The organism is Lysinibacillus sp. NPDC093197 (genome assembly GCF_044754025.1).
In the GTDB taxonomy this organism is placed as follows: domain Bacteria; phylum Bacillota; class Bacilli; order Bacillales_A; family Planococcaceae; genus Lysinibacillus.
Genome location: NZ_JBIVOH010000009.1, coordinates 24,944 through 44,111, shown reverse-complemented (window position 1 = coordinate 44,111; position 19,168 = coordinate 24,944). Strand labels below are relative to the sequence as shown.

General features: G+C 34.8%; 30 protein-coding genes and 1 riboswitch. Of the genes, 15 read left to right on the top strand and 15 right to left on the bottom strand.

The window, feature by feature from the left end; genetic code table 11:
* Positions 1-115 precede the first annotated feature (115 nt).
* Positions 116-337, top strand: coding sequence for a hypothetical protein (locus ACIP9G_RS19345; protein WP_401021526.1), 222 nt, complete (start codon positions 116-118; stop codon positions 335-337).
* Positions 338-1,103: 766 nt separating this feature from the next.
* Here ACIP9G_RS19345 and ACIP9G_RS19340 read toward each other — a convergent pair.
* Positions 1,104-1,229 carry a hypothetical protein gene (locus tag ACIP9G_RS19340; protein ID WP_401021523.1) on the bottom strand — a complete coding sequence of 42 codons (126 nt, stop codon included), beginning with the start codon at positions 1,227-1,229 and terminating at the stop codon, positions 1,104-1,106.
* A 154-nt stretch (positions 1,230-1,383) separates the two neighbouring features.
* Here ACIP9G_RS19340 and ACIP9G_RS19335 point away from each other — a divergent pair, with 154 nt between their 5' ends.
* From ACIP9G_RS19335 to ACIP9G_RS19325, 3 genes are all read left to right on the top strand, one after another.
* Positions 1,384-2,004: a hypothetical protein gene (locus ACIP9G_RS19335; protein WP_401021520.1), complete on the top strand. Its 621-nt coding sequence runs from the start codon at positions 1,384-1,386 to the stop codon at positions 2,002-2,004.
* Between the two features lie 90 nt (positions 2,005-2,094).
* On the top strand, positions 2,095-2,244 hold the full coding sequence (locus ACIP9G_RS19330; protein ID WP_401021519.1) for a hypothetical protein: 150 nt from the start codon (positions 2,095-2,097) through the stop codon (positions 2,242-2,244).
* Between the two features lie 256 nt (positions 2,245-2,500).
* Entirely contained in the window at positions 2,501-2,740 is a 240-nt protein-coding gene (locus ACIP9G_RS19325) for a helix-turn-helix domain-containing protein (RefSeq protein WP_401021518.1), read from the top strand.
* Positions 2,741-2,778: 38 nt separating this feature from the next.
* On the opposite strand, the gene ACIP9G_RS19320 is transcribed toward ACIP9G_RS19325, so the two are convergent.
* The 6 genes from ACIP9G_RS19320 to ACIP9G_RS19300 all read right to left on the bottom strand — a co-directional run bounded on the left by ACIP9G_RS19320 (position 2,779) and on the right by ACIP9G_RS19300 (position 5,757).
* The gene (locus tag ACIP9G_RS19320) at positions 2,779-2,940 is read right to left on the bottom strand and encodes a hypothetical protein (protein ID WP_401021515.1); all 162 of its coding nucleotides are present in this window, start codon (positions 2,938-2,940) and stop codon (positions 2,779-2,781) included.
* A complete protein-coding gene (locus tag ACIP9G_RS22710; RefSeq protein WP_483869665.1) occupies positions 2,922-3,119 on the bottom strand; it encodes a YhjD family protein in 198 nt (65 codons plus the stop codon). The genes ACIP9G_RS19320 and ACIP9G_RS22710 overlap by 19 nt, the downstream gene beginning before the upstream one ends.
* Positions 3,116-3,337, bottom strand: a complete 222-nt coding sequence (locus tag ACIP9G_RS19315) for a transcriptional regulator (RefSeq protein WP_401021512.1) — start codon at positions 3,335-3,337, stop codon at positions 3,116-3,118. Before ACIP9G_RS19315 ends, ACIP9G_RS22710 begins: the two co-directional genes overlap by 4 nt.
* A 281-nt stretch (positions 3,338-3,618) precedes the next feature.
* On the bottom strand, positions 3,619-4,167 hold the full coding sequence (locus ACIP9G_RS19310; RefSeq protein WP_401021509.1) for a hypothetical protein: 549 nt from the start codon (positions 4,165-4,167) through the stop codon (positions 3,619-3,621).
* A gap of 139 nt (positions 4,168-4,306) precedes the next feature.
* The gene (locus ACIP9G_RS19305; RefSeq protein ID WP_401021506.1) at positions 4,307-4,819 is read right to left on the bottom strand and encodes a DNA-deoxyinosine glycosylase; all 513 of its coding nucleotides are present in this window, start codon (positions 4,817-4,819) and stop codon (positions 4,307-4,309) included.
* 146 nt (positions 4,820-4,965) lie between these two features.
* Positions 4,966-5,757: a DUF2268 domain-containing putative Zn-dependent protease gene (locus tag ACIP9G_RS19300; RefSeq protein ID WP_401021504.1), complete on the bottom strand. Its 792-nt coding sequence runs from the start codon at positions 5,755-5,757 to the stop codon at positions 4,966-4,968.
* Between the two features lie 109 nt (positions 5,758-5,866).
* On the opposite strand from ACIP9G_RS19300, the gene ACIP9G_RS19295 reads away from it, so the two are divergent.
* Positions 5,867-6,133, top strand: coding sequence for a hypothetical protein (locus ACIP9G_RS19295; RefSeq protein ID WP_401021502.1), 267 nt, complete (start codon positions 5,867-5,869; stop codon positions 6,131-6,133).
* A gap of 71 nt (positions 6,134-6,204) precedes the next feature.
* Here the strand turns inward: ACIP9G_RS19295 and ACIP9G_RS19290 are convergent, their stop codons facing one another.
* Positions 6,205-6,876: a polysaccharide deacetylase family protein gene (locus tag ACIP9G_RS19290; protein WP_401021744.1), complete on the bottom strand. Its 672-nt coding sequence runs from the start codon at positions 6,874-6,876 to the stop codon at positions 6,205-6,207.
* Between the two features lie 433 nt (positions 6,877-7,309).
* Here ACIP9G_RS19290 and ACIP9G_RS19285 point away from each other — a divergent pair, with 433 nt between their 5' ends.
* The 3 genes from ACIP9G_RS19285 (at position 7,310) to ACIP9G_RS19275 (ending at position 8,539) form a co-directional block, all read left to right on the top strand.
* Positions 7,310-7,432 carry a hypothetical protein gene (locus ACIP9G_RS19285; RefSeq protein WP_401013313.1) on the top strand — a complete coding sequence of 41 codons (123 nt, stop codon included), beginning with the start codon at positions 7,310-7,312 and terminating at the stop codon, positions 7,430-7,432.
* A gap of 118 nt (positions 7,433-7,550) precedes the next feature.
* Positions 7,551-7,853 (top strand): YunC family protein, encoded by a 303-nt coding sequence (locus ACIP9G_RS19280; protein ID WP_173479305.1) that lies wholly within the window; start codon positions 7,551-7,553, stop codon positions 7,851-7,853.
* 35 nt (positions 7,854-7,888) lie between these two features.
* Positions 7,889-8,539 (top strand): SIMPL domain-containing protein, encoded by a 651-nt coding sequence (locus ACIP9G_RS19275; RefSeq protein WP_401021500.1) that lies wholly within the window; start codon positions 7,889-7,891, stop codon positions 8,537-8,539.
* 71 nt (positions 8,540-8,610) lie between these two features.
* Here ACIP9G_RS19275 and ACIP9G_RS19270 read toward each other — a convergent pair whose 3' ends face one another.
* Entirely contained in the window at positions 8,611-9,156 is a 546-nt protein-coding gene (locus ACIP9G_RS19270) for a histidine phosphatase family protein (RefSeq protein WP_401021498.1), read from the bottom strand.
* Positions 9,157-9,309: 153 nt separating this feature from the next.
* Here ACIP9G_RS19270 and ACIP9G_RS19265 point away from each other — a divergent pair, with 153 nt between their 5' ends.
* The gene (locus tag ACIP9G_RS19265) at positions 9,310-9,558 is read left to right on the top strand and encodes a group-specific protein (RefSeq protein ID WP_340826400.1); all 249 of its coding nucleotides are present in this window, start codon (positions 9,310-9,312) and stop codon (positions 9,556-9,558) included.
* A gap of 42 nt (positions 9,559-9,600) precedes the next feature.
* On the opposite strand, the gene ACIP9G_RS19260 is transcribed toward ACIP9G_RS19265, so the two are convergent.
* The 3 genes from ACIP9G_RS19260 to ACIP9G_RS19250 form a co-directional block, all read right to left on the bottom strand.
* Positions 9,601-9,759 (bottom strand): DUF1540 domain-containing protein, encoded by a 159-nt coding sequence (locus tag ACIP9G_RS19260; protein WP_401021495.1) that lies wholly within the window; start codon positions 9,757-9,759, stop codon positions 9,601-9,603.
* Positions 9,760-9,872: 113 nt separating this feature from the next.
* Complete coding sequence (locus tag ACIP9G_RS19255) at positions 9,873-10,475, bottom strand: methyltransferase domain-containing protein (RefSeq protein WP_401021492.1); 603 nt, start codon at positions 10,473-10,475, stop codon at positions 9,873-9,875.
* A 72-nt stretch (positions 10,476-10,547) separates the two neighbouring features.
* Entirely contained in the window at positions 10,548-10,991 is a 444-nt protein-coding gene (locus ACIP9G_RS19250) for a VOC family protein (RefSeq protein ID WP_340821856.1), read from the bottom strand.
* A 254-nt stretch (positions 10,992-11,245) separates the two neighbouring features.
* On the opposite strand from ACIP9G_RS19250, the gene ACIP9G_RS19245 reads away from it, so the two are divergent.
* Together ACIP9G_RS19245 and ACIP9G_RS19240 are read left to right on the top strand one after the other, a co-directional pair.
* On the top strand, positions 11,246-11,551 hold the full coding sequence (locus ACIP9G_RS19245; RefSeq protein WP_340821855.1) for a YuzC family spore coat inner layer protein: 306 nt from the start codon (positions 11,246-11,248) through the stop codon (positions 11,549-11,551).
* Positions 11,552-11,659: 108 nt separating this feature from the next.
* Positions 11,660-11,761, top strand: a riboswitch (SAM riboswitch).
* A 211-nt stretch (positions 11,762-11,972) separates the two neighbouring features.
* The gene (locus ACIP9G_RS19240) at positions 11,973-12,710 is read left to right on the top strand and encodes a cyclase family protein (RefSeq protein WP_401021489.1); all 738 of its coding nucleotides are present in this window, start codon (positions 11,973-11,975) and stop codon (positions 12,708-12,710) included.
* Between the two features lie 72 nt (positions 12,711-12,782).
* Here the strand turns inward: ACIP9G_RS19240 and ACIP9G_RS19235 are convergent, their stop codons facing one another.
* Together ACIP9G_RS19235 and ACIP9G_RS19230 are read right to left on the bottom strand one after the other, a co-directional pair.
* Positions 12,783-13,379: a DedA family protein gene (locus ACIP9G_RS19235; RefSeq protein WP_340821853.1), complete on the bottom strand. Its 597-nt coding sequence runs from the start codon at positions 13,377-13,379 to the stop codon at positions 12,783-12,785.
* Between the two features lie 425 nt (positions 13,380-13,804).
* Positions 13,805-14,578: a Cof-type HAD-IIB family hydrolase gene (locus tag ACIP9G_RS19230; protein WP_340821852.1), complete on the bottom strand. Its 774-nt coding sequence runs from the start codon at positions 14,576-14,578 to the stop codon at positions 13,805-13,807.
* A gap of 462 nt (positions 14,579-15,040) precedes the next feature.
* On the opposite strand from ACIP9G_RS19230, the gene ACIP9G_RS19225 reads away from it, so the two are divergent.
* Positions 15,041-15,736, top strand: a complete 696-nt coding sequence (locus ACIP9G_RS19225) for a DUF2225 domain-containing protein (protein ID WP_340821850.1) — start codon at positions 15,041-15,043, stop codon at positions 15,734-15,736.
* Positions 15,737-15,757: 21 nt separating this feature from the next.
* Entirely contained in the window at positions 15,758-16,111 is a 354-nt protein-coding gene (locus ACIP9G_RS19220; protein ID WP_340821849.1) for a hypothetical protein, read from the top strand.
* A gap of 70 nt (positions 16,112-16,181) precedes the next feature.
* Here ACIP9G_RS19220 and ACIP9G_RS19215 read toward each other — a convergent pair whose 3' ends face one another.
* Positions 16,182-17,015: a MerR family transcriptional regulator gene (locus ACIP9G_RS19215; RefSeq protein WP_340821847.1), complete on the bottom strand. Its 834-nt coding sequence runs from the start codon at positions 17,013-17,015 to the stop codon at positions 16,182-16,184.
* 84 nt (positions 17,016-17,099) lie between these two features.
* Between ACIP9G_RS19215 and ACIP9G_RS19210 the strand changes: the two genes are divergently transcribed.
* Together ACIP9G_RS19210 and ACIP9G_RS19205 are read left to right on the top strand one after the other, a co-directional pair.
* Positions 17,100-17,567, top strand: coding sequence for a GNAT family N-acetyltransferase (locus ACIP9G_RS19210; RefSeq protein WP_401021484.1), 468 nt, complete (start codon positions 17,100-17,102; stop codon positions 17,565-17,567).
* Positions 17,554-18,906 (top strand): MATE family efflux transporter, encoded by a 1,353-nt coding sequence (locus ACIP9G_RS19205; RefSeq protein ID WP_401021482.1) that lies wholly within the window; start codon positions 17,554-17,556, stop codon positions 18,904-18,906. The genes ACIP9G_RS19210 and ACIP9G_RS19205 overlap by 14 nt, the downstream gene beginning before the upstream one ends.
* Positions 18,907-19,168 lie beyond the last annotated feature (262 nt).

The following is a 19,168-nucleotide window of genomic DNA, read 5'->3' as shown; positions in this document are numbered from 1 at the left end:
TGTGAGAAAATTACATTACTTCCTGGCAGGGAAGCAATAATATAGCGTTAAGGAAACGTTTTTAATTTTTTTGCGGAAAATTAAAGGTTTTCTCTTAGCAGAAAGGAGAAATCATATGAACTCAAGTGATAAAGATTTAATTTCGTTTTTAGTCAATCTAATTGGTTGTTGTGCGTATGGATATATGATCCATATTCAATCAGGAATCAGTAATGACCTTTTATCAGTTAATCAAAGTGTCAAAGATTTTGTCTTATACTTAAATAACTGGAATTTACTTGCTTTTCTGTTTTTAATAATGGTTTATCTATGGTTAAAAGATCAAAATCAAAAATAAGTTTAAAAATTTGCTGATTAGTTAGTGAGATAACTAATTGGCTCTTTTTTTTAGAAGTTTTCTAACTTTAGAGGGTTTTATAATTCTATTTACTAAAAAACTTTACGGAGTATAGAACTCTCCTAATAGAAATTAAATTCTATTTTTATCTCTAAACCTATTAATATAGTAACATTGACTTTTTTAATTGACAAGTGAAATTAGTATTTATTTTATTAATTTTTTAAAACATAAATTATATGCACTTCTTTAAAAAATATTACTAATTAATTTTATCTCTTTTAATTCTCTTTTTAATTTAATTTAACTCTAAATTTAAAGACTTAATATTAGATATAAATTATATTTTAGTAATATTAATACTAACTATCTCATATAATAATGGTTTTGTATATTTTTATCAAGGGATAAAGCTTTGATAATTTAAGATTAAAGAGTTTTATTAGAGAATTTAAATAAATAATTCTAAGAGTTTATTAGAGAATTTAAATAAATAATTCTAAGAGTTTATTAGAGAATTTAAATAAATAATTCTAAGAGTTTATTAGAGAATTTAAATAAATGATTCTAAGAGTTTTATTAGAGAATTTAAATAAATGATTCTAAGAGTTTTATTAGAGAATTTAAATAAATGATTCTAAGAGTTTTATTAGAGAATTTAAATAAATAATTCTAAGAGTTTTATTAGATAATCTAAATAAATAATTTATCTTAATTTAACAAAAATAAATTAAAATTCATTAAAAATTGAGAACCGAAAATATAATTACTTTTCTCGATTCTTTTTCTTATTAGATTTCTTTTTGTTTGGATAAGTAGGGAAGTTGTAACGTTCTGATTGTTTTTTTACACCCTCAATAATTTTGCGTTTTTTTTCTTCTGCACTATTCATAAAAACATCACCTCATTATTTATTTACTCTGAGTCTGGTCAACACAAAAAAATTTTAAACGTTCTAGACTAGTGGCAAATACAATAAATTGAAGTGTGGGCTAAGGACACAAAGACACTGTCCTAAAAATAATCTGCTATTTGGGGTGAATGAAATGGTTGAAAAGGGTGGAAGAGGTCAACGTATAGATAAAAAACGGGATGTAAAGCCAACTGTTGAATTAGATTTAAAAGATACAATTTATCGTTTATCAGGCATCACTTTCCTGCCGGTTAAAGATGTATGTCCAGCACTTTGTATGCTGGTTATTAATGATCGTCGCTCGATTGAATATTTGTCCAAATTTTTTAAACGAGATTTATTATTTGATACAACTATATTTCGTGGTCATATAACTAACAAATCAGTAGAAAAACGTTTAAATGGATATGGCGAAAGAATAACAATGAGGCTCTCACAAAACGAGTATGCCAAGGTAGCATTATTGGCATTTGCGCTAGATTGTACAGTATCCAGAGCTACTGCGATTCTATTGGAAATGAGTATGAGTGAAGTGAGATGTGTAAATGCATATATAAAAGAATTTTTACGCCACGAATTATCTGAGTCACAAATGAGAGAGTTCAAGGAGATATTAAGATATGTAAATAAACAAGGGGAATCTCATCATTCATGGGCTTCATTACTTGCTCATGTCATGGATGAAGTAGGTACGCCAGTAACAAGAATAAGCGAGGCTGTTAGTGATTTTATTGATTTAAAATGGAGGGAATAAAATAGAAAATAAGCAAAGTTAATATAAATATCTATTTACTTTTTTAAATAGGTATTGTATAATAAAAGTATAGAAAGGAGGTGAACAAGAGTGGATGAATTTCAAAAAGTCCTTGCAACAGTAGCGCTTGTCGCAACAACTTTCAAAGCCTTCACATCAGGCTTGAAAGACATTTACGACATGATGCAAGGCACAAAGAAAAAGCGACGCCCTCCCGCAAAGAAGAAACGTCGCAAGTAACAACGGAAGGAGGTTAACCCCCTCCTTCTCAATCAAATTATATCACATCCACTTACATGAATGAAAAGAATACTAAAACGAATTGGTTATACTAACATTGCTTTATTAATTGCAAGTACAGCTATAATAATCAAATATGTTGATTTTAAAAGTCCTTCAACATTTGATTATGTATTATTAGCCCTTTTTGGACTCACAATGATAATTCACATTACAAGACTAATACTGTTTGCGTTTTCGAAAGAAAGGTGATCCCATGATTTACAACTTCGAAACTACCGAAGAACTTCTCGAATTTTTAAATACTGAATTATTATCTGCAGCAGAAGCCGCTGAGGTCTTAGAAATATCGAAAGCTCGACTCGGACAATTGATGAAAGATGGAAAGTTAAAAGCAGCTAAAGAACAACCTAAAATGTTTTTGAAAAGTGTACTGTTGGAGAAAAAAGATGAACTTGAATCGCTCCGAAAAAAATATCGGCCATATGATGAATAATAAAAGACCAGGCACTCTCTAAAAAATTGAGCGTCTGGTTATTTATTTTGATGACTTAAAAGTAGTTTCTCAACTTGGGTTTTTAAAGCCATATTAGCATAAGTCAATACTAAATCTTCACCTGCAGTGGCAACAATTAAGTCGCTAAAATATTCATTTGTTTTTTCCCACCGTACTACTCTTATTTTATCTTTTGCCAACAACCTTTTTGAGTTGTAGCATTCTTGCAAATATCGTCTAAAAGCTTATCGAGTATTGGCAAATACAAATTACTCGATTTAAGATTTTTAATCACTTTGTAATCGCGCTGTAATGTCTGTACTGCCAGATCATAAACTACGTATTTATGAAGTAGTCGCCTTTGTTCAAAACTTATCATACAACTGAACGCTCCTTGTGAATGATAGGAACAACTGCTAATACGCTATCAATCATGAAAGTACGCTTTGCCTGTCTTGTAAAACAGTAAGCTTGAAATGAATCACCAACAATTTTAATGACCTTTACTCGTCTTTTTGTTATGGAACCATCTTTTGCTATATACATCATATTTACTATTTGATTGCGTTGCATTGCTTTTATTAGTTCTTCCCTCATCATTTTCACTCCTTAAAGGAGAACGTTCATTTGTATTTATGTTAGAACAATCGTTCGTTTTTTGCCAAGTGTAAATTTTTAGGAATAAAAAAACCAGGCTCAATTGCTGCCTGGAGATATATCATTAGTCCTTATTTTAAAGCTTTATTTATTTCGTTAATTCAACTTTTCCCGCCATAAACAACAAATGTAGTTTCTTTTCCTTCTCTATCAAGAATAAGGATTCTTTGCGAAATCAAAAGGTTTAAGCCAATCGACGAATCCCCCGCAATAAAGGCCCCTTATCTAAAACATTCGAATGCGAGTATGTTATCTCTCAAGATTGTACTGAAACGCCAGCCAGATCTATTGCTCCAGCGGAATCCTGCAATAACGTCCCTGCCAATAACCGTCGGGAAAAACCAAAAACTTCTTCCGTTCCTCGTCCATATAAATGTATTCCTAAATAAACATCTTTGAATACCACTAGAACCTCCATGCCACGCAGGCATAGCTGGCGAAAAACTTGGTGGAGCACTCGTCGGCATTTGGCCAGTTGATGGTGGGCCGTAATTTGGTGGCGGACCGAAGTTAGGTGGACCCATATTCGGTGGACCGAAATTAGGCGGGCCAAAGTTAGGTGGACCCATATTCGGCGGACCCATATTTGGTGGGCCAAAGTTAGGTGGGCCCATATTCGGCGGACCCATATTTGGTGGGCCAAAGTTAGGTGGACCCATATTCGGTGGACCGAAATTAGGTGGGCCCATATTCGGCGGACCCATATTTGGTGGGCCAAAGTTAGGTGGTAGACGTCTTTCCCCTAAGTCATCATTTGGAAATAAATTCAATATAAAATCCCCCTTTTACATAATTCAATATATGTATAAGGGGCAATAGCTGATTGAGCAATTAGCCTACTCATCAATTTAGTCTTCACTTGACCATTCACCTTTTCCTAACGAAGGCCGAGTTCATAATTGTGAGCCTTTATTGTGTTATATATGATTGCATCACTCGCCAATCCTCGAGTTTTTCATCAAAGGATTTAATATTTTTGCCAGGTATCGGGCTAGTTGATGGCATTTTTTTATATGCTCGCCCGTCTAAAACATCAAAGCCAATATGTTTTTTAAACACTTCAAATGACTTACCACCATTAAAAAGCACAAGTTCAATTTTTGGAAAATGTATAAAAAGTGTTTTAAAGTCATTCGGTTTTTCATTTCGAATAGCCGAATCTAAACTACCCTTCCGCTCACATGATTCAATTGTATCCCAAAGACCAATACGGTTTTCCTTTAACAACTCTATTCGCCGACCATAATCTACAGGAATCTCTCTCTTTAATATTTCTCCAATAATAGGCCAAAAGTGATTGCGTGGATTGCCATAATATTGTTGCTTCTCTAACGATAGCTTTCCTGGCATTGAACCAACGATGAGCACTTTTGTTGCTACATCAATAATAGGAGGCAGTACATTTTTCACTTCATCTGACATAGCCATCACTCCTTTCTTTTATTGTAGCGTAAAGTTTTAAAACGTTGCTTAAAAGCTGATTATTGTCGTTGGCAATACGAAAGGTACTCACTATTTAATTACAAAACCAGTTGTCAATTCAAACATCGACAACTGGTTTTTCGTAGCTATAAAGGAAATGCAGAGCCCGTAAGTATATTTTTTGAACTTTTTTTAAGAAGCTCTTTAGCCGAGTGACTTTGAATATATGTCCTTACAATTTCATAACCAATGCAATACCCTATCCACCGCGGTAGTTTTCCACCATATAAATATTCAACATGGTTATTCAAGTCTTGAATATTTATATTGGGCAAAAATTGAGTCTTCCAAATGGCTAGCATCTTTTCCGAAGAATAGTCTCCCAACCAAGGTGCTAACCATTTAGAGCCGTAAATTTCCTCTACGGCACATTCTGCTAAACCTTCTAAAATTAATGAATCTAATAGCGTTACTTCACGTAACGATTTGTTTAAGTAGCGCAGTCGACAAACATGGTTGTATTCATGTGCAAATAATGCTTTAAGTTCTTCCCTTTCAAGTTCTCCTATAAATAAAAATAAAGCATCTGGATATGCAACACCATTTTTATTTGTAATGTTTTGCTCCTGTGTTAGCGGAAAAATATAGATTGGTATATCTGGCCCGCCCCAACGCTTTTTTAAATAAAAATATTCTTCCTGAACAATTTCCCAAGTATTTTGATCCTGTAGCTTTTTAATATCAATGTTTTCATGTGCTTGAAATAGCCCTTGTTGCTGTAATTCAAACTGTATTTCTTGTAGAGTTGCACCGTTAAAATGTTCTACTAATTGGCTACAAAGAATCGTACGTTGCAAATCTTCAAAATCTCTACTGTTATTTAACTTTTGACTAGTCTTTAACTCGTAAAGCCAATCATCAGTTGATATGACTGACATACGTTCACCCCCATGCAATAGCATATGTTTCCAATAGACATTCGGCTAGTGATGGTTGTATCCAACGGCATATATTATCTTGTAAGGACTAAGAAAGGAGGAGATTTCTGTGAATCCAGCTGAATGCTATAATCTTTGCTGTAAATATCACGGTAAACGTGTAAAAATTACTGATACATCTGGGAATGTTCATGTCGGAGAAATAACTAAAGTGGATAGAAGACAGGTATGGATTCTACCTGATAGACAAAACAGAGGATATGGATTAGGTTTTTGGGGTTGGGGCTTTAGACCAGGATTTGGCGCTGGACTTGGCATTGGTTTCGCATTTGGAGCAATTGCCGGTATTGCTTTAGCACCTATATTATTTTTCTAGTTTAAATACGTAGAATATCCGTTGCTCTTAGGAAAAAAAGCCATTTCATTTATTTTGAAATGGCTTTTTTCTTATTGGACTTTCTCTTGATTCTGTTTTCTTTCAATTAATTCCGATACTGTTACAAATGTATAGCCCTGTTTTTTTAATGTAGGTATTATTTCTTCTAGGGCTTTAATTGTTTGTGTGCGGTTGCCGCCTCCGTCATGAAACAAAATAACATCCCCTGGCTTTGTTCCACCGAGCACCTTTTGGACTATTTTATTTACGCCTGGTTCTTTCCAATCTTGTGTATCTTGATGCCAAGACCACATGACGACTTGATAACCATTTTTTACGGCAGTATTAATTATTTTATCGTTATAATTACCACCTACAGGACGAAATAAAACAGGTGAAAAACCAGTAATATTATTAATCATTTCGTTTGTCCGCTGTAGTTCCTCCTGTAATTTAGATACAGAAACTTTGAATGGGTGTGTGTAAGTATGGTTGGCAAGCTCATGCCCCTCTTTATAAGTTCTTGAAACAACATCTGGATACTTTTCTGCATTTTGACCAATAATAAAAAAGGTCCCCTTTGCTTCATACTTAGCTAAAATATCTAGCACCTGTGAGGTATACTTCGGATGTGGGCCATCATCAAAGGTTAAGGCAACGATTTTATCCTTTGTGTTAATATCCCACACAACTTCACCAGTCTCCTCATATTCACTACGCCCTTTTTCTGCAGAGGTATTCATTCCTGTAAAACAGATAGAAATGAATAAAAAGCAAGCCGTCAAAAACAATACATTTTTACGTATCACCGTATCACCTCCCACATTTTATTGCATATTACAGCTCATCTTACTATTTACGAAACACGTTGAATTATACTTCACAAAGACTACCTGATTTTACTTATGCCTGCTAAAACCTTTATGCTAAAAAACCATTTAACAAACTGTTTCTCTATACTTTAATAACCTGTTTAATGAAATTTTTTCAATATCCTTATTTTTAAATAATTCCCACAAACGTAGCGTCAATTTTGAACGAAATGTGAAACCTTTCATTTAACACTTTATTTTTAAAAAAATCGGTGTAAAATAAGGTGCATAAACTGATATATAACAACTACAACTAATTTGATTACTGTTATATTACAAATTTACATACAAAGGGGATTTTATAATGTGGGTTATTACTGTTTTTGAACAAGATTCATACCGTATGTTCGAGTACACTACGCAAGATGAGGCTAAACTAGCGTTAAAAAATATACAACAAACTGCATTGCTTTCTTATACAAAATAAGTGCCAGGCACACATACAATTCTCAAACAATTAACGTCACACACACTTTTTTAGCGGAAATACCGAACACCTTTTTATCTATTGCCATATGTATAGATAGAAAAGGAGTGTGATGTTCATGGTGACAATTGAACCTATTATGATTAAAGGTCATTTTTTCACTGCTGTAATTGTACATTTACCAAAAACGACACTACTAACTATTTCAAATGATACGGGCTACATCATGTGTGGTGCATTAGATGTCGGTCTTTTAAATAGTCGCTTATTAGATCGAAAAATTATCGCAGGTCGAGCGGTTGGAGTGAAAACAATAGATGAGCTGTTAACAGCCCCACTAGAGTCCGTTACATTTGAGGCAGAGCAACTAGGCATATTCGCAGGAATGACTGGAGTAGAAGCATTGTTAAAAATGATTTAAAACACTACTAGAGACCAGTCGGGAGGTGGTATTAAATGTATCACACACATACCAATCCACATTTGCTCCCTGCATCGCGAATTATGACTGTCACAGGAAATGGAAAAGTAGTAGCGAATGCAAGTTATGTTCAGCTTCAAATTGAGGTAACTACGCAAGGGGAAAATGTGCAGCAAGCACAGCAGGAAAATGCTAGCATTATGAATCGTGTAATTCAATCCATCATGGCACTAACTATTCCAAAGGAAAATATTCAAACTGCCACCTATACAATAGCGCCTATTTATGATTATGTAGATGGCAAACAGGTATTTAAAGGCTATGAGGTGGCAAATGCAATTACGGTAAAAATACCTGATATAAATCTTGTAGGGGTTGTTATTGATACGGCTGTGGAAAATGGAGCAAATCGTATATCCTCTATCCAATTTAAAATTGATAATGCAGATGCATATTACCAGCAGGCGCTTAGCCTGGCACTTCATAATGCTCAAATGAAGGCTAATACGATTGCACAGACAATGCAAATATCTGTGCATCCTCAGCCGATAGAAATTGTTGAAGAAAACGAAAGTGGCCCTGTGCTATATAAATCGATGGCAATGGCAGATTCGTCAATGGTAACACCTATTGAACAAGGGCAAATCACTATTAGTGCCGCTGTCCGCGTTACATTTCAATACTAAATATATTTTCCAGAACGTAAAACAAAGCCAGACTCCATTTATCATAATGTAGTCTGGCTTCTTGTCTTCTATTATTGTGCATCCCAAATACGTTCGATAACCGCTTCGTTATGAATATAGCTTATTTGATAGACATCTGGATTACTTAGCCTTTGCCAAAACATAAAATCTACGTCACTTTTATAACTCTTTAATAGTAAGGAGATTAGATTACCATGACTGACGATAACTGTATGTTCAGTTCCTCTCTCAGCCACTTCTTTTACAACGTTCTTAATGCGATCCATTGCCTCCTGACTGGACTCCCCACCCTCGTATTTTAAATCCAAATTAGTAAAAGTTAATTTTAGTTTTTCATACCAATCCGGTAAATTATCTATGCTTAATACACGTTCTGAAAGGCGTTCATCTATCTCAATTTCTTTGTTTGTTGTTTTACTTAATAGTTCTATCGATTGGATGGCACGTAAAAAAGGACTCGAAATGATTCGGTCAATTTTATAAGCATGAAAAAAGTCAGCTAAACGCATTGCCTGCTCGTGCCCTTTTTCTGTTAAAGGCGCATTTGAAGATTGCCCTTGTGCTTCGCAATGTCTAATTACGTAAATCCTCTTCATTTCGCTCCCCCCTACAAATTTAAAAAAGTTGTTACGTTTATTTCTAACATTTTACCATTTATAACAAATATGAGTAAAAGCAATTACTCATGAACTACAAATAACCATCATATATTTAGTCAGTGTAAAAGATGATGCTTAAAGGAGGATATGATGCAAGCGGAAAACAAACGCCTTCGGAAAATCCAACATCTTGCTCATGAAATTATGGATGAGATGAACGCAGGGAAAGAATTGAAAGAACTCGAAACATTAATACCTGTCATTGATAATTTATCTCGTGCAATCGGTGATTTAACAGACGCATTTGGCAACTATTCATTAGATTATGTAGAGGAAAAAGTGAAAAATGCTCATACCCTATTGTTCAAGAAAGACAAAGTAGATATGTACCAGTTATGACATAAAAAAAGGGTAGCCCCCTAAAGGGTTACCCTAACGCCATTAATGCTCTTCAGGTGTAAATGTTTTGCAATCTGTTTCTTCACTTTTGGATGCATGCTGACCTTTTTGACTTACAACGTAAATAGCTTCTGCTGTACATTTGTTACCAGAGCCCCAATGCGTGCAGTTATTGACTTCACATAGAATCTGTTGTGCCATCGTATCACACCTCCTCTTTTGTTATCCTTAACAAATTCGGGGTTTTCAATACTTAACTTAAACATAAAACCTTAATATAGCCTAAAATCATAATCGTGCCTGTTTTTTCTTTATTATCTTCTAACAGCGACTAATTTATTTGCTGAGTGACAATGTTTAATATTGTTGTCATGCTGATCTTCAAATTGGTAGGAACGATAATATTGAATAGACCAACTATGATATAAATCTTTGATTTCGCCTTCTTTACATATTCCTTTAACAAATGGTGCTAAATCGTCTGGAATATCTACTTCGTCTGTAAATACGGTAATAATATTGATGCCTTGTGTCTTCGTATGTATTTGCATTGAATGAATAATGCTATGCCAAGCTTCACGCTCTAAAAAGTGGAACAAGCCATGTGAAATAATACAATCATAGGAATGTTTAAACTTATAAGTAGTAACATCTTGCACAATAGCCTGTAAGTTATGTAATTGGTGCAACGCTTTATATTTATTGATTTTAGCAATACCTGCCTCCGAAATATCGATGGCTTCAACCTCAAACCCAAGCTGTGCTAAATAGACTGCGTGCCGACCATCACCACACCCTATATCTAAAATACGCGCCCCAGCTTGTAATGTTTTTGCCCATTCAACCACCTCATCACTTGGGTTACCAAAAGCATAATGCGTATCCGCTAAGTAATCTTTCTCCCAAAACGGTTTCACTATACCATCTCCTCTATCGGTTAGTTTATAAAAACGTGCTTTGACAAAACTTCATCAAAGCACACTGACAATCTATTGCGTAATAATTAACATGTCATTTTCATCAAATTGCCACATATCACCGTGTGCAACTTCCCAATAAAAGCCGTTTGGGTCTTGGAAATAGCCGCTATAGCCTCCCCAAAACACTGTTTCAGGCTCCTTTACAATATTCGCTCCAGCTTTTTTTGCTAACAAAAATACTTCATCGACTTCTTCTTTAGACTTTCCATTATAGGCAAGTGTAATGCCATTAAAGCCATTCCCTACAGCAGGTGGATTCGCTTCATCAATATCCTTTACTAAGCGCTCAATTGGGAATAAAGATATTTTTGTTCCTGCATTATTAAAAAAAATAACATCTGGATTTGTTTCATCCCCATAAACGACTACTTCAAACCCAAGCCCATCACGATAAAATGCCAGCGATTCTACCATATTTTTCACACCCAATGTAATTAAGTTTAAACGATTCATCCCATCTGCCCCTTTTCTACGGTATCTAATACTTATTCTACTTTTTTAATTAATTTCCCTTTATCTCACGTTCCATATAAAAGATGTTCTTCAACACAAAACATAATGCCGCTACATAAGATACACTAAGATATTAGCCATGGATTGGAGGAATTCTGCTGTATTACAATCCTTATCCGTATTATGTTTATCAATATCCACATTGGGGCACTTCTAATACGCCTTTACCGCATCATTTGCCGGGACAGCTTGCGATGCCCACATCCCCAAACCCAAATCCGTACCCGCCTATTAATACGTTGAAGTTGAAGACATCTGCCAAACAAATTCAGCCAATTATGCAGCAGGCCCAATTACTGACAGAGAAAATTGAAGGGTCTGATCAATTTGCACATGATCTTAAAAATGCCGCACAGCTTTCCAAGCAGGATGAAGTGCAAAAACTCATTTCTTCAGCTGGCGTTACGGCGAAGTTTGAAGCGAAATATACGCCAGATAATATTCGAATTGTATTATCAGAAGGTGGGTGCTGTAGTATAGCGGTAATTTTATATTGGTAAGGGAAAAGCTTCTTATTTTTTATAACCATGCACTCCGATAGAACTTGTAAACTATTTATGATTATGCTAAAGTATTTGGTATTACTATTTCTGAAAATTCATATATTTTTCTTATCAAGAGAGATGGAGGGATTGGCCCTATGAAGTCTCAGCAACCAGTCTTAGGCATGGTGCTAATTCCAATTTGCGAAATTCGCAAGAAGATGAGGAGACTGACTTCAGTTACACGAGAGTCCTCTTCTACAAGGAGGGCTCTTTTTTTATTTTATTTTAAACAAGAGTTAATTTCATATGGAGCAAAAGGGGCTAGGGGCTTGCACGTGGAAAGCGTCTGCCTAAAGCGTAATTTTTATCTCTTCTATGTTCGTATTTAATGATGAAATTGATTCACTACTCATAATAAAGAAAGCAGGGAATACAAATGACAAATGAACTTTTACAAGCATTGCAGTTATTAAAATCTAAGCAATGGGTTGACTTAACACACACATTCGGACCTAACTCACCCCATTTTTTTATGTTTGAAGATGCCAAATTTGAAACGCTCTTTTCGCATAATGACGGCTTCTTTGCACAACAATTTACGTTTCCTGGGCAATATGGAACACATATCGACCCACCTATACACTTTGTTTCAGATACACGCTACTTAGACGAATTAGAATTAAAAGAACTTGTCCTACCGCTAATTGTTATTGATAAGTCCAAGGAAGCTAAATCGGACAATGACTTCACGTTAAGTGTACAAGATATTTTAGATTTCGAAGCAGAATATGGAGAAATTGAAGCAGGTACATTTGTTGCTCTGCGAACTGATTGGAGTAAACGTTGGCCTGATAAGGATTTATTTAATAATAAAGATAAAGATGGTCATAACCATATTCCAGGTTGGGGATTAGAAGCGTTGCAGTTTTTATTTACAGAACGGAACATCAATGCAATAGGTCATGAAACGTTCGATACAGATTCAGCGGCAGATTTCCGTAAAAATGGAACGCTTGATGGCGAATACTTTGTACTAGATCAGGATACATATCAAATTGAACTGATGACGAATTTAGATAAGCTACCAGCAAAAGGAGCAGTCATTTTCAATATTGTGCCAAAGCCTGAAAAAGCATCTGGATTCCCTGTACGTTCATTTGCTATTTTGCCTTAATTCTAGACAAAAATGGTCTGCCTCAAAATGTCATAAAACATTTGCAGCAGACCTTCTTTTAACATGCGATATTCATTTAATCGTATTTCTTTTTTTAAAAATATAGTACACAATCAGCATTATTACTATAAACAGCAATATAGCAAAGAGGCTGTATTGGGATAAATACATACCAACAAAACGCCACTTATTTCCTAGCTCTTTCCCTAAAGTAATAAATGTGAAAGTCCATACTATTGCACCTGCATACGCATAAACAGCAAACTTTTTATAAGGATAATTATTAATGGCTGCAATATATGCTGTAAGGTGACGAACGCCAGGTATAAAGTATCCAATTAATAATAATACAGGCCCTATCTTTTCAAACAATTTTTTCGTAAACTCAATTTTTTGTGCAGTTATATAAATTTTTGGCCCATATTTTTGTAATAACGGCAAACCGAATCGACGACCAACAAAGTAGCTGAGGGTGATGCCTCCTGCAGCTCCCACCGCAGCACTTATTAATGCAGGAATATGCTCTAAATTTTCTCGATAAACATTATACCCTACATAGGTTAAAAAAATTTCATCAGGAAGTGGCAGCCCGACAATCCCTCCAACTAGTATAAGAATAATCCCAAAATACCCGTAATGTTCAATAAGAGATTGCACGTGATGCACCATTTTTTACCCCACCTAAAGCCTTAATTTTCCCATTATCTTAGCTTAACATAAGCCTCTTAAAGTCAATTATTTCTAACAATCACTTTTGCATAGGTTTAATCATTATTACATGTATATCAATATTGTACAATCAACAGAACTTTATTTTTGTTAAATTCAGTTTTCAACAAAAACCCGCTTTACCGTATCTTCGTATCTCCTTCAGCGCGCTAATTTCTATTGATGATGACTCCATATCCCTTACTGTAGACTACGTCAAAACGACTTGTTAGTAACTGATGAGCTGACTAAAAAACAAATACATACGACAATGGCAACTAGAATAGCTACCACAATCATTATTTATAATTTATTCATACAATCTGAGAACATTCCCCTATAGACGCGATTGCGATATTATTTCATTCTTTATCATATTTATTACCTTAGATAAGCTGTAGCTTGCGCAATGCATAATCTATGCCACCTTCATCTGATTTCATCGTGATATAATCAGCGATATTTTTTAATGCGACACTGCCATTTCCCATCGCAATACCATATCCAACTTGCTTTAACATATCAATATCATTATCTCCATCTCCAAAAGCAATTGCCTCTTTCGGAACTAGGTTGAAATATTTTAGCACTGCTTCAACTGCGATGGATTTTGATACATCATCTTGTAGCACATTTATAATCGTCGGATGCCATCTCTCAAACTTCAAATTCGGAAACTGTGTTATGTACTTTTTCTCTTCTTTTACGTTGGCATATAAACACATTAAGTAAACTTCCTCGTTTAAAATATTATTATTAGTAGGAGGATACTCATCTAAAGATAATGTCTCCTTCATTGCTTTTAATGTTGCAGGATGGCGAACATTATTCATGAATAGTTGATCAGTGAAAAATGATAGACTATTGTTATTGTCATCAGCAAAAGCTTTTACGTTTTCTACGATTTCTTGTGCGATAGGAATGGTATGGATTATTTGATCACCATGCCGAGTATAAGCACCATTAGCAGTAATAAATGTATCAATACCTAGTTCTTGCAAATCATGACACATAGATAATGGTCTTCCTGTTGCAGCTACTAATCGAATTCCTTTGTTTCTTAATAGTTGTAGCGCGTTCTTCGTACTACTTTCAATACAACCATCGTCATAGTTGATGAGCGTACCATCCACATCAAAGAAAATAATTTTACAGTCCAATTCAATCTATCCCCTTTTAAATTAAATAGAAAAATATAGTGATTATCGTACTTTGAAAATAAAAAAAATAGCTTTCTACCAGCTTAAATCCCTTATCAATATGCATATTATTGAATAGTAAATTTATCCTATATGTATTATAATAAAACTACGACAATTTTTTATAAAAAAGAGCATTCTTAGTATGTCAGATTTAATTTAATAAAGTAGACTAAAACATTTAACTTTTCCCTATGCACCACCGATAAATACTATTGCCAGTATATTTAAACCATGCATTCCCTTTACATATAAAAAATTAATGTTTTTTGGGTAATACTTTAATCATACTGAAGGAGTATACCAAAAAACATAGAATTGCTAAAATAGTAGAAAATCCATTAAATATATTGAACGAGTATCGCCCTTATTTAAATAGAACTAAAGAAATGTTAAAAACTCGACACAGAGGAGTTGGTTCATATGGGTTTTAATATTTACTACTACGAAAGTAATGTGGATTGTAAATTTTGCAAAAAACAATATACAACATATAAAGTACGACCAAATCGTTTTAAAATAATCGAAGAACAAACGGATTTTATGCCCGTTTATGAAGGCTTAAATCCATTACTTTATGAAGTTGCTGTATGCCCGCATTGCGGATATGCTTACCATAAATCTATGACGAGAACGTATGGACCGTTCTTGCTACTAATCGATGAATTGTATATTAAAGAACTACATAAGCCAATGGACATCTGTCGCGAACGCACGATTGATGATGCTATCGTAAGCTATAAATTGGCCTATCTCGTAGCAAAGGCATCAATGGAAGAGGCACTTTTAATGGCTAATATCGCCCTAAAAATAGCTTGGCTGTATCGTTTGAAAAATGAAAGCGAATCTGAAACGCACTACTTGTATGCAGCAAGAGACTTTTACAGTAAATCTTTTGCGTCCAATCAAGAAGGCAGCGAGCGAATTCAATTTTTACATGCCGAATTAAGCCTTCGACTCGGCGATATTGTAGAAGCAAAAAAAGGATTTTCTAGATTAATTGCAGATCGCAATGTTTCCAATAAATATCGTAAATTAGCACGTGATCGTTGGGAAAACTATAAATATAACGAACACCCTAACTATGTCACTGAAAATAAACAAGAAATCATCAAATAATTGAGAAGGGAGAGGAATCGAATGCTGCTGTTTGGAAAAAAAATAGACGCACGAGAAGAGGATATTTTTTCGGAATTACATCATTTTTTATTAAGAAAAAATAATCGGCACTTAACGAATGATGAAATTGTTGCATTAACAGGCATTTCATCGGACTTACTTTTTAAATGGGTGAAGACAGGAAAGTTAAAAACCTCTATCTTCCCTAATCTTGGCGCACCATGTGAACGATGCGGTAAAATTACACAAGCGAAAATTTGTGTTAACTGTTCCTCATCCATCGTTAATACCTTACAGCAAGAAGAAAAAGATCAAGCATGGTTTAATAAAATTCAACGCAATAATTCAAGAGCGAGCACTTACCATTACAAATAAACCTTTGAATACAAGAATCTACGACATTGCATGAGTAGCCACAATGTCGTAGATTCTTTTTTATGCAAAACTACTTTGCCCTTTTAACAATTTCCATCATAATTTTCGTGACATAATCCTCCTCCCGATTTTTAATAACAGCATCATAAATATATTCTTCATACACGTACTGCCCTAGCTCGTAGCCATTTTCATCCATGACCTTAAATAATCGTTCATATGTTTGGCCAAGCGTCGTTGATAATCCTATATGGTAACCAATAATAAAATCTCCTTCAATCGCCTTAAAATATGGATGCCCTTCTTGAGGATGTGGTTGTTCCATATATAAGTAACAATAATTATCATAGTTCCCAGCTAAAATTTGCTCTCTTTTTGTGATGCCCCCAATTGGATAGCCTGTATCAAGCTGCGAGCGATCCAATTCATCGATAAAATCTGAGACCGCCTTTACAAACTGTTCCTCTGTGGAATCTTCAATATTTTTGCTTAAATATAATGTCTCTTCTGGGAAATGGCCGATCGTAATGCTGTCAAAATCTATATGCATCGCTTCTTCTGTTGTCTCGATTTTTACCTTAATAATACTTTCAATCATCTCAAGCTCTTGCCTTTTTTTCGCCACAAGCTCCTTTTGCTGACGCATCAAATCTAAAAAGTTTTCTGGTGATTTATCTGCCATATATTTTTGAATTTCTTTTAAAGACATACCAAGTGTTTTTAATAATTCAATAACACTAAAAAAATCATATTGAGCGATGGAATAATAACGATAGTCTTTACTATCTTTCATAATTGGTGATAGAAGGCCAATTTGATCATAGTAAATGAGCGTTTGTTTATTCACCTTACAAAGCTTGGCAAATTCTCCTGTTGTAAAATATTTTACGTTTTTATTAAGCATTTTAAGTTTCCTCCCTTGACTATATAGTTACTATATACTTTAGATTGTACCTATTCACAATAAATTTAGAAAGGTTTTGACATTATGTTCACGGAAATACGTGACATCACAGCTTTAAACAAAGAAGAAGTATTAGCTTTACACATCGCTGACAATCAGCAGGACTTTATTGAAAGTACACAACAATGCTTAGACGAGGCAAAAGACGATCGACGATTTATTCCAGTTGGTTTGTACAAGGAGGATATCCCGGTAGGCTTCGCAATGTATGGTGTATTTCCTCACGAGGACGATACACAACGCGTTTGGCTAGACCGCTATTTAATTGATGAGCGTTATCAGCATAAAGGACTTGGAAAGTACTTTTTACAGCAGCTTATCAGTTTCTTACAAACAAAATACCATTGCCAAAAAATATTTTTAAGCGTCTATGACAACAATAAAGTAGCCATTCAGCTCTATAAAAAGTTTGGATTTGCCTTTAACGGTGAGCTAGATGAAAAGGGCGAAAAGGTCATGGTAAGAGAGGTAGTTGCTCATGACGACAATTAATTCAATTGAAACAAGACCGTTAAAGCCATTGTTTTTATCCTACTTATTCCCAGCGATGATTGGTATGCTACTCATGTCTGTAAACATCTTAGTTGATGGTATATTTGTCAGTCATGGGGTTGGCCCAACTGCTCTAGCAGGTGTCAATATTGCCGTTCCGATTTTCTCCATCTTACTATCAATTTCTCTGTGGATTGGTATGGGGGGTGCCACTTTGTACTCCATTTCACTTGGAGAAGGCAATAAAAAACGAGCACATCAGATTTTCACACTCGCATTTACAACGATGCTTGCAGTAGTTTTAACGTTGGTGCTATTACTTTTAGTAAACTTAAAGGAAATTGCCTATATTTTTGGGGCAAGTGATGTTACTTATCCTTATGTGCAAGAATATTTACATGTAATTTTGATATTTGGTGTCTTTTACACAATTGAAAACTTATTAAGTATTTTTATTCGCAATGATGGAAATCCAAAGCTTGCAATGATGGGTTTAATCACTACATCCATTTTAAATATATTATTAAACTACGTATTTATTTTCGTGCTCCATTACGGTGTAAAAGGTTGCGCTTTAGCGACAGCAATCTCTACAATCATTGGCATGTCGGTGCTATGTCTCCATTTCTTCAGAAAGCAGTCTGAATTAAAATTTGTATCTTCATTTTTCAGCCTATCCGATTTAAAGAAAATATTTTCCATTGGTTTACCAAGCTTTATCGTAGAAGCTTCCATGGCGATTATCGTTATTTTATATAATGTATCATTTTTGCATTACCTTGGCGCAAACGGCGTAACAGCATATGCAATGGTTAACTATATTCATACAGTATTATTAACTGTATTTTTAGGTATTGGTATGGCTCTACAACCTCTTGTCAGCTACCACCATGGTGCCAGATTAACAAAGCGTTTAACAGCGCTATTGAAAATTGGCTTAGCAACCGCTCTTATTCTCGGTTTAAGCATTGCCATTATTGCTATGCTATTCCCTTCACAGTTAATAGCGTTATTCGGCGATAGTACGTTTGAAATTCGCCAAATAGCAACCCAAGGATTTGTTCAATTTGCAATTGGCTATGTCTTCTTAGGCTTAAACATGGTACTTGCAGAGTTTTTCCAATCTATTGAAAAAATTCGCCTTGCAACAACTATTATGTTACTGCGCAGTATTATTTTATTTATTCCAGCGCTCTTATTGCTACCTAAATTACTAGGAGCACAAGCAATTTGGTGGACTTTCCCCGTCGCTGAAGGTATTACTGCATTGCTGATTTTCTTATATATCAGAAGAAAGCCACGTGCGGTTTTTTCAAACTCTGTGGGATTTCAAAAATAATAAATACTGCCATTGATCTCTGCTACGGGCGGGTGCTTTCCGCAAATTGTTTGAGTGCCTGGCACTTTGTATAGATCCTTGCACCTAAATCGAAAAAATCCACTACGCTTTTCGCGGGCACCTTGTAAGCCGCAACCCTCGCTGTCGAGTGGTTTGTTGCGTCTTACATTACGTGCGTTCCCGCATGAGTCTACGTGGATTTTTCCTTGGCAAGACATATGGAAATTGTTTGAGTGCCTGGCACCATAAAAAGGAAGCATAC

Excerpts from the sequence above, each read along its gene's own strand:
- ACIP9G_RS19345 (WP_401021526.1), top strand. The coding sequence starts at position 116 with ATGAACTCAAGTGATAAAGATTTAATTTCGTTTTTAGTCAATCTAATT.
- ACIP9G_RS19340 (WP_401021523.1), bottom strand. The coding sequence starts at position 1,229 with ATGAATAGTGCAGAAGAAAAAAAACGCAAAATTATTGAGGGTGTAAAA.
- ACIP9G_RS19335 (WP_401021520.1), top strand. The coding sequence starts at position 1,384 with ATGGTTGAAAAGGGTGGAAGAGGTCAACGTATAGATAAAAAACGGGAT.
- ACIP9G_RS19325 (WP_401021518.1), top strand. The coding sequence starts at position 2,501 with ATGATTTACAACTTCGAAACTACCGAAGAACTTCTCGAATTTTTAAAT.
- ACIP9G_RS22710 (WP_483869665.1), bottom strand. The coding sequence starts at position 3,119 with ATGATAAGTTTTGAACAAAGGCGACTACTTCATAAATACGTAGTTTAT.
- ACIP9G_RS19315 (WP_401021512.1), bottom strand. The coding sequence starts at position 3,337 with ATGAGGGAAGAACTAATAAAAGCAATGCAACGCAATCAAATAGTAAAT.
- ACIP9G_RS19305 (WP_401021506.1), bottom strand. The coding sequence starts at position 4,819 with ATGTCAGATGAAGTGAAAAATGTACTGCCTCCTATTATTGATGTAGCA.
- ACIP9G_RS19300 (WP_401021504.1), bottom strand. The coding sequence starts at position 5,757 with ATGTCAGTCATATCAACTGATGATTGGCTTTACGAGTTAAAGACTAGT.
- ACIP9G_RS19290 (WP_401021744.1), bottom strand. The coding sequence starts at position 6,876 with ATGAATACCTCTGCAGAAAAAGGGCGTAGTGAATATGAGGAGACTGGT.
- ACIP9G_RS19285 (WP_401013313.1), top strand. The coding sequence starts at position 7,310 with ATGTGGGTTATTACTGTTTTTGAACAAGATTCATACCGTATGTTCGAG.
- ACIP9G_RS19280 (WP_173479305.1), top strand. The coding sequence starts at position 7,551 with ATGGTGACAATTGAACCTATTATGATTAAAGGTCATTTTTTCACTGCT.
- ACIP9G_RS19275 (WP_401021500.1), top strand. The coding sequence starts at position 7,889 with ATGTATCACACACATACCAATCCACATTTGCTCCCTGCATCGCGAATT.
- ACIP9G_RS19270 (WP_401021498.1), bottom strand. The coding sequence starts at position 9,156 with ATGAAGAGGATTTACGTAATTAGACATTGCGAAGCACAAGGGCAATCT.
- ACIP9G_RS19265 (WP_340826400.1), top strand. The coding sequence starts at position 9,310 with ATGCAAGCGGAAAACAAACGCCTTCGGAAAATCCAACATCTTGCTCAT.
- ACIP9G_RS19260 (WP_401021495.1), bottom strand. The coding sequence starts at position 9,759 with ATGGCACAACAGATTCTATGTGAAGTCAATAACTGCACGCATTGGGGC.
- ACIP9G_RS19250 (WP_340821856.1), bottom strand. The coding sequence starts at position 10,991 with ATGAATCGTTTAAACTTAATTACATTGGGTGTGAAAAATATGGTAGAA.
- ACIP9G_RS19245 (WP_340821855.1), top strand. The coding sequence starts at position 11,246 with ATGCCCACATCCCCAAACCCAAATCCGTACCCGCCTATTAATACGTTG.
- ACIP9G_RS19240 (WP_401021489.1), top strand. The coding sequence starts at position 11,973 with ATGACAAATGAACTTTTACAAGCATTGCAGTTATTAAAATCTAAGCAA.
- ACIP9G_RS19235 (WP_340821853.1), bottom strand. The coding sequence starts at position 13,379 with ATGGTGCATCACGTGCAATCTCTTATTGAACATTACGGGTATTTTGGG.
- ACIP9G_RS19225 (WP_340821850.1), top strand. The coding sequence starts at position 15,041 with ATGGGTTTTAATATTTACTACTACGAAAGTAATGTGGATTGTAAATTT.
- ACIP9G_RS19220 (WP_340821849.1), top strand. The coding sequence starts at position 15,758 with ATGCTGCTGTTTGGAAAAAAAATAGACGCACGAGAAGAGGATATTTTT.
- ACIP9G_RS19215 (WP_340821847.1), bottom strand. The coding sequence starts at position 17,015 with ATGCTTAATAAAAACGTAAAATATTTTACAACAGGAGAATTTGCCAAG.
- ACIP9G_RS19210 (WP_401021484.1), top strand. The coding sequence starts at position 17,100 with ATGTTCACGGAAATACGTGACATCACAGCTTTAAACAAAGAAGAAGTA.
- ACIP9G_RS19205 (WP_401021482.1), top strand. The coding sequence starts at position 17,554 with ATGACGACAATTAATTCAATTGAAACAAGACCGTTAAAGCCATTGTTT.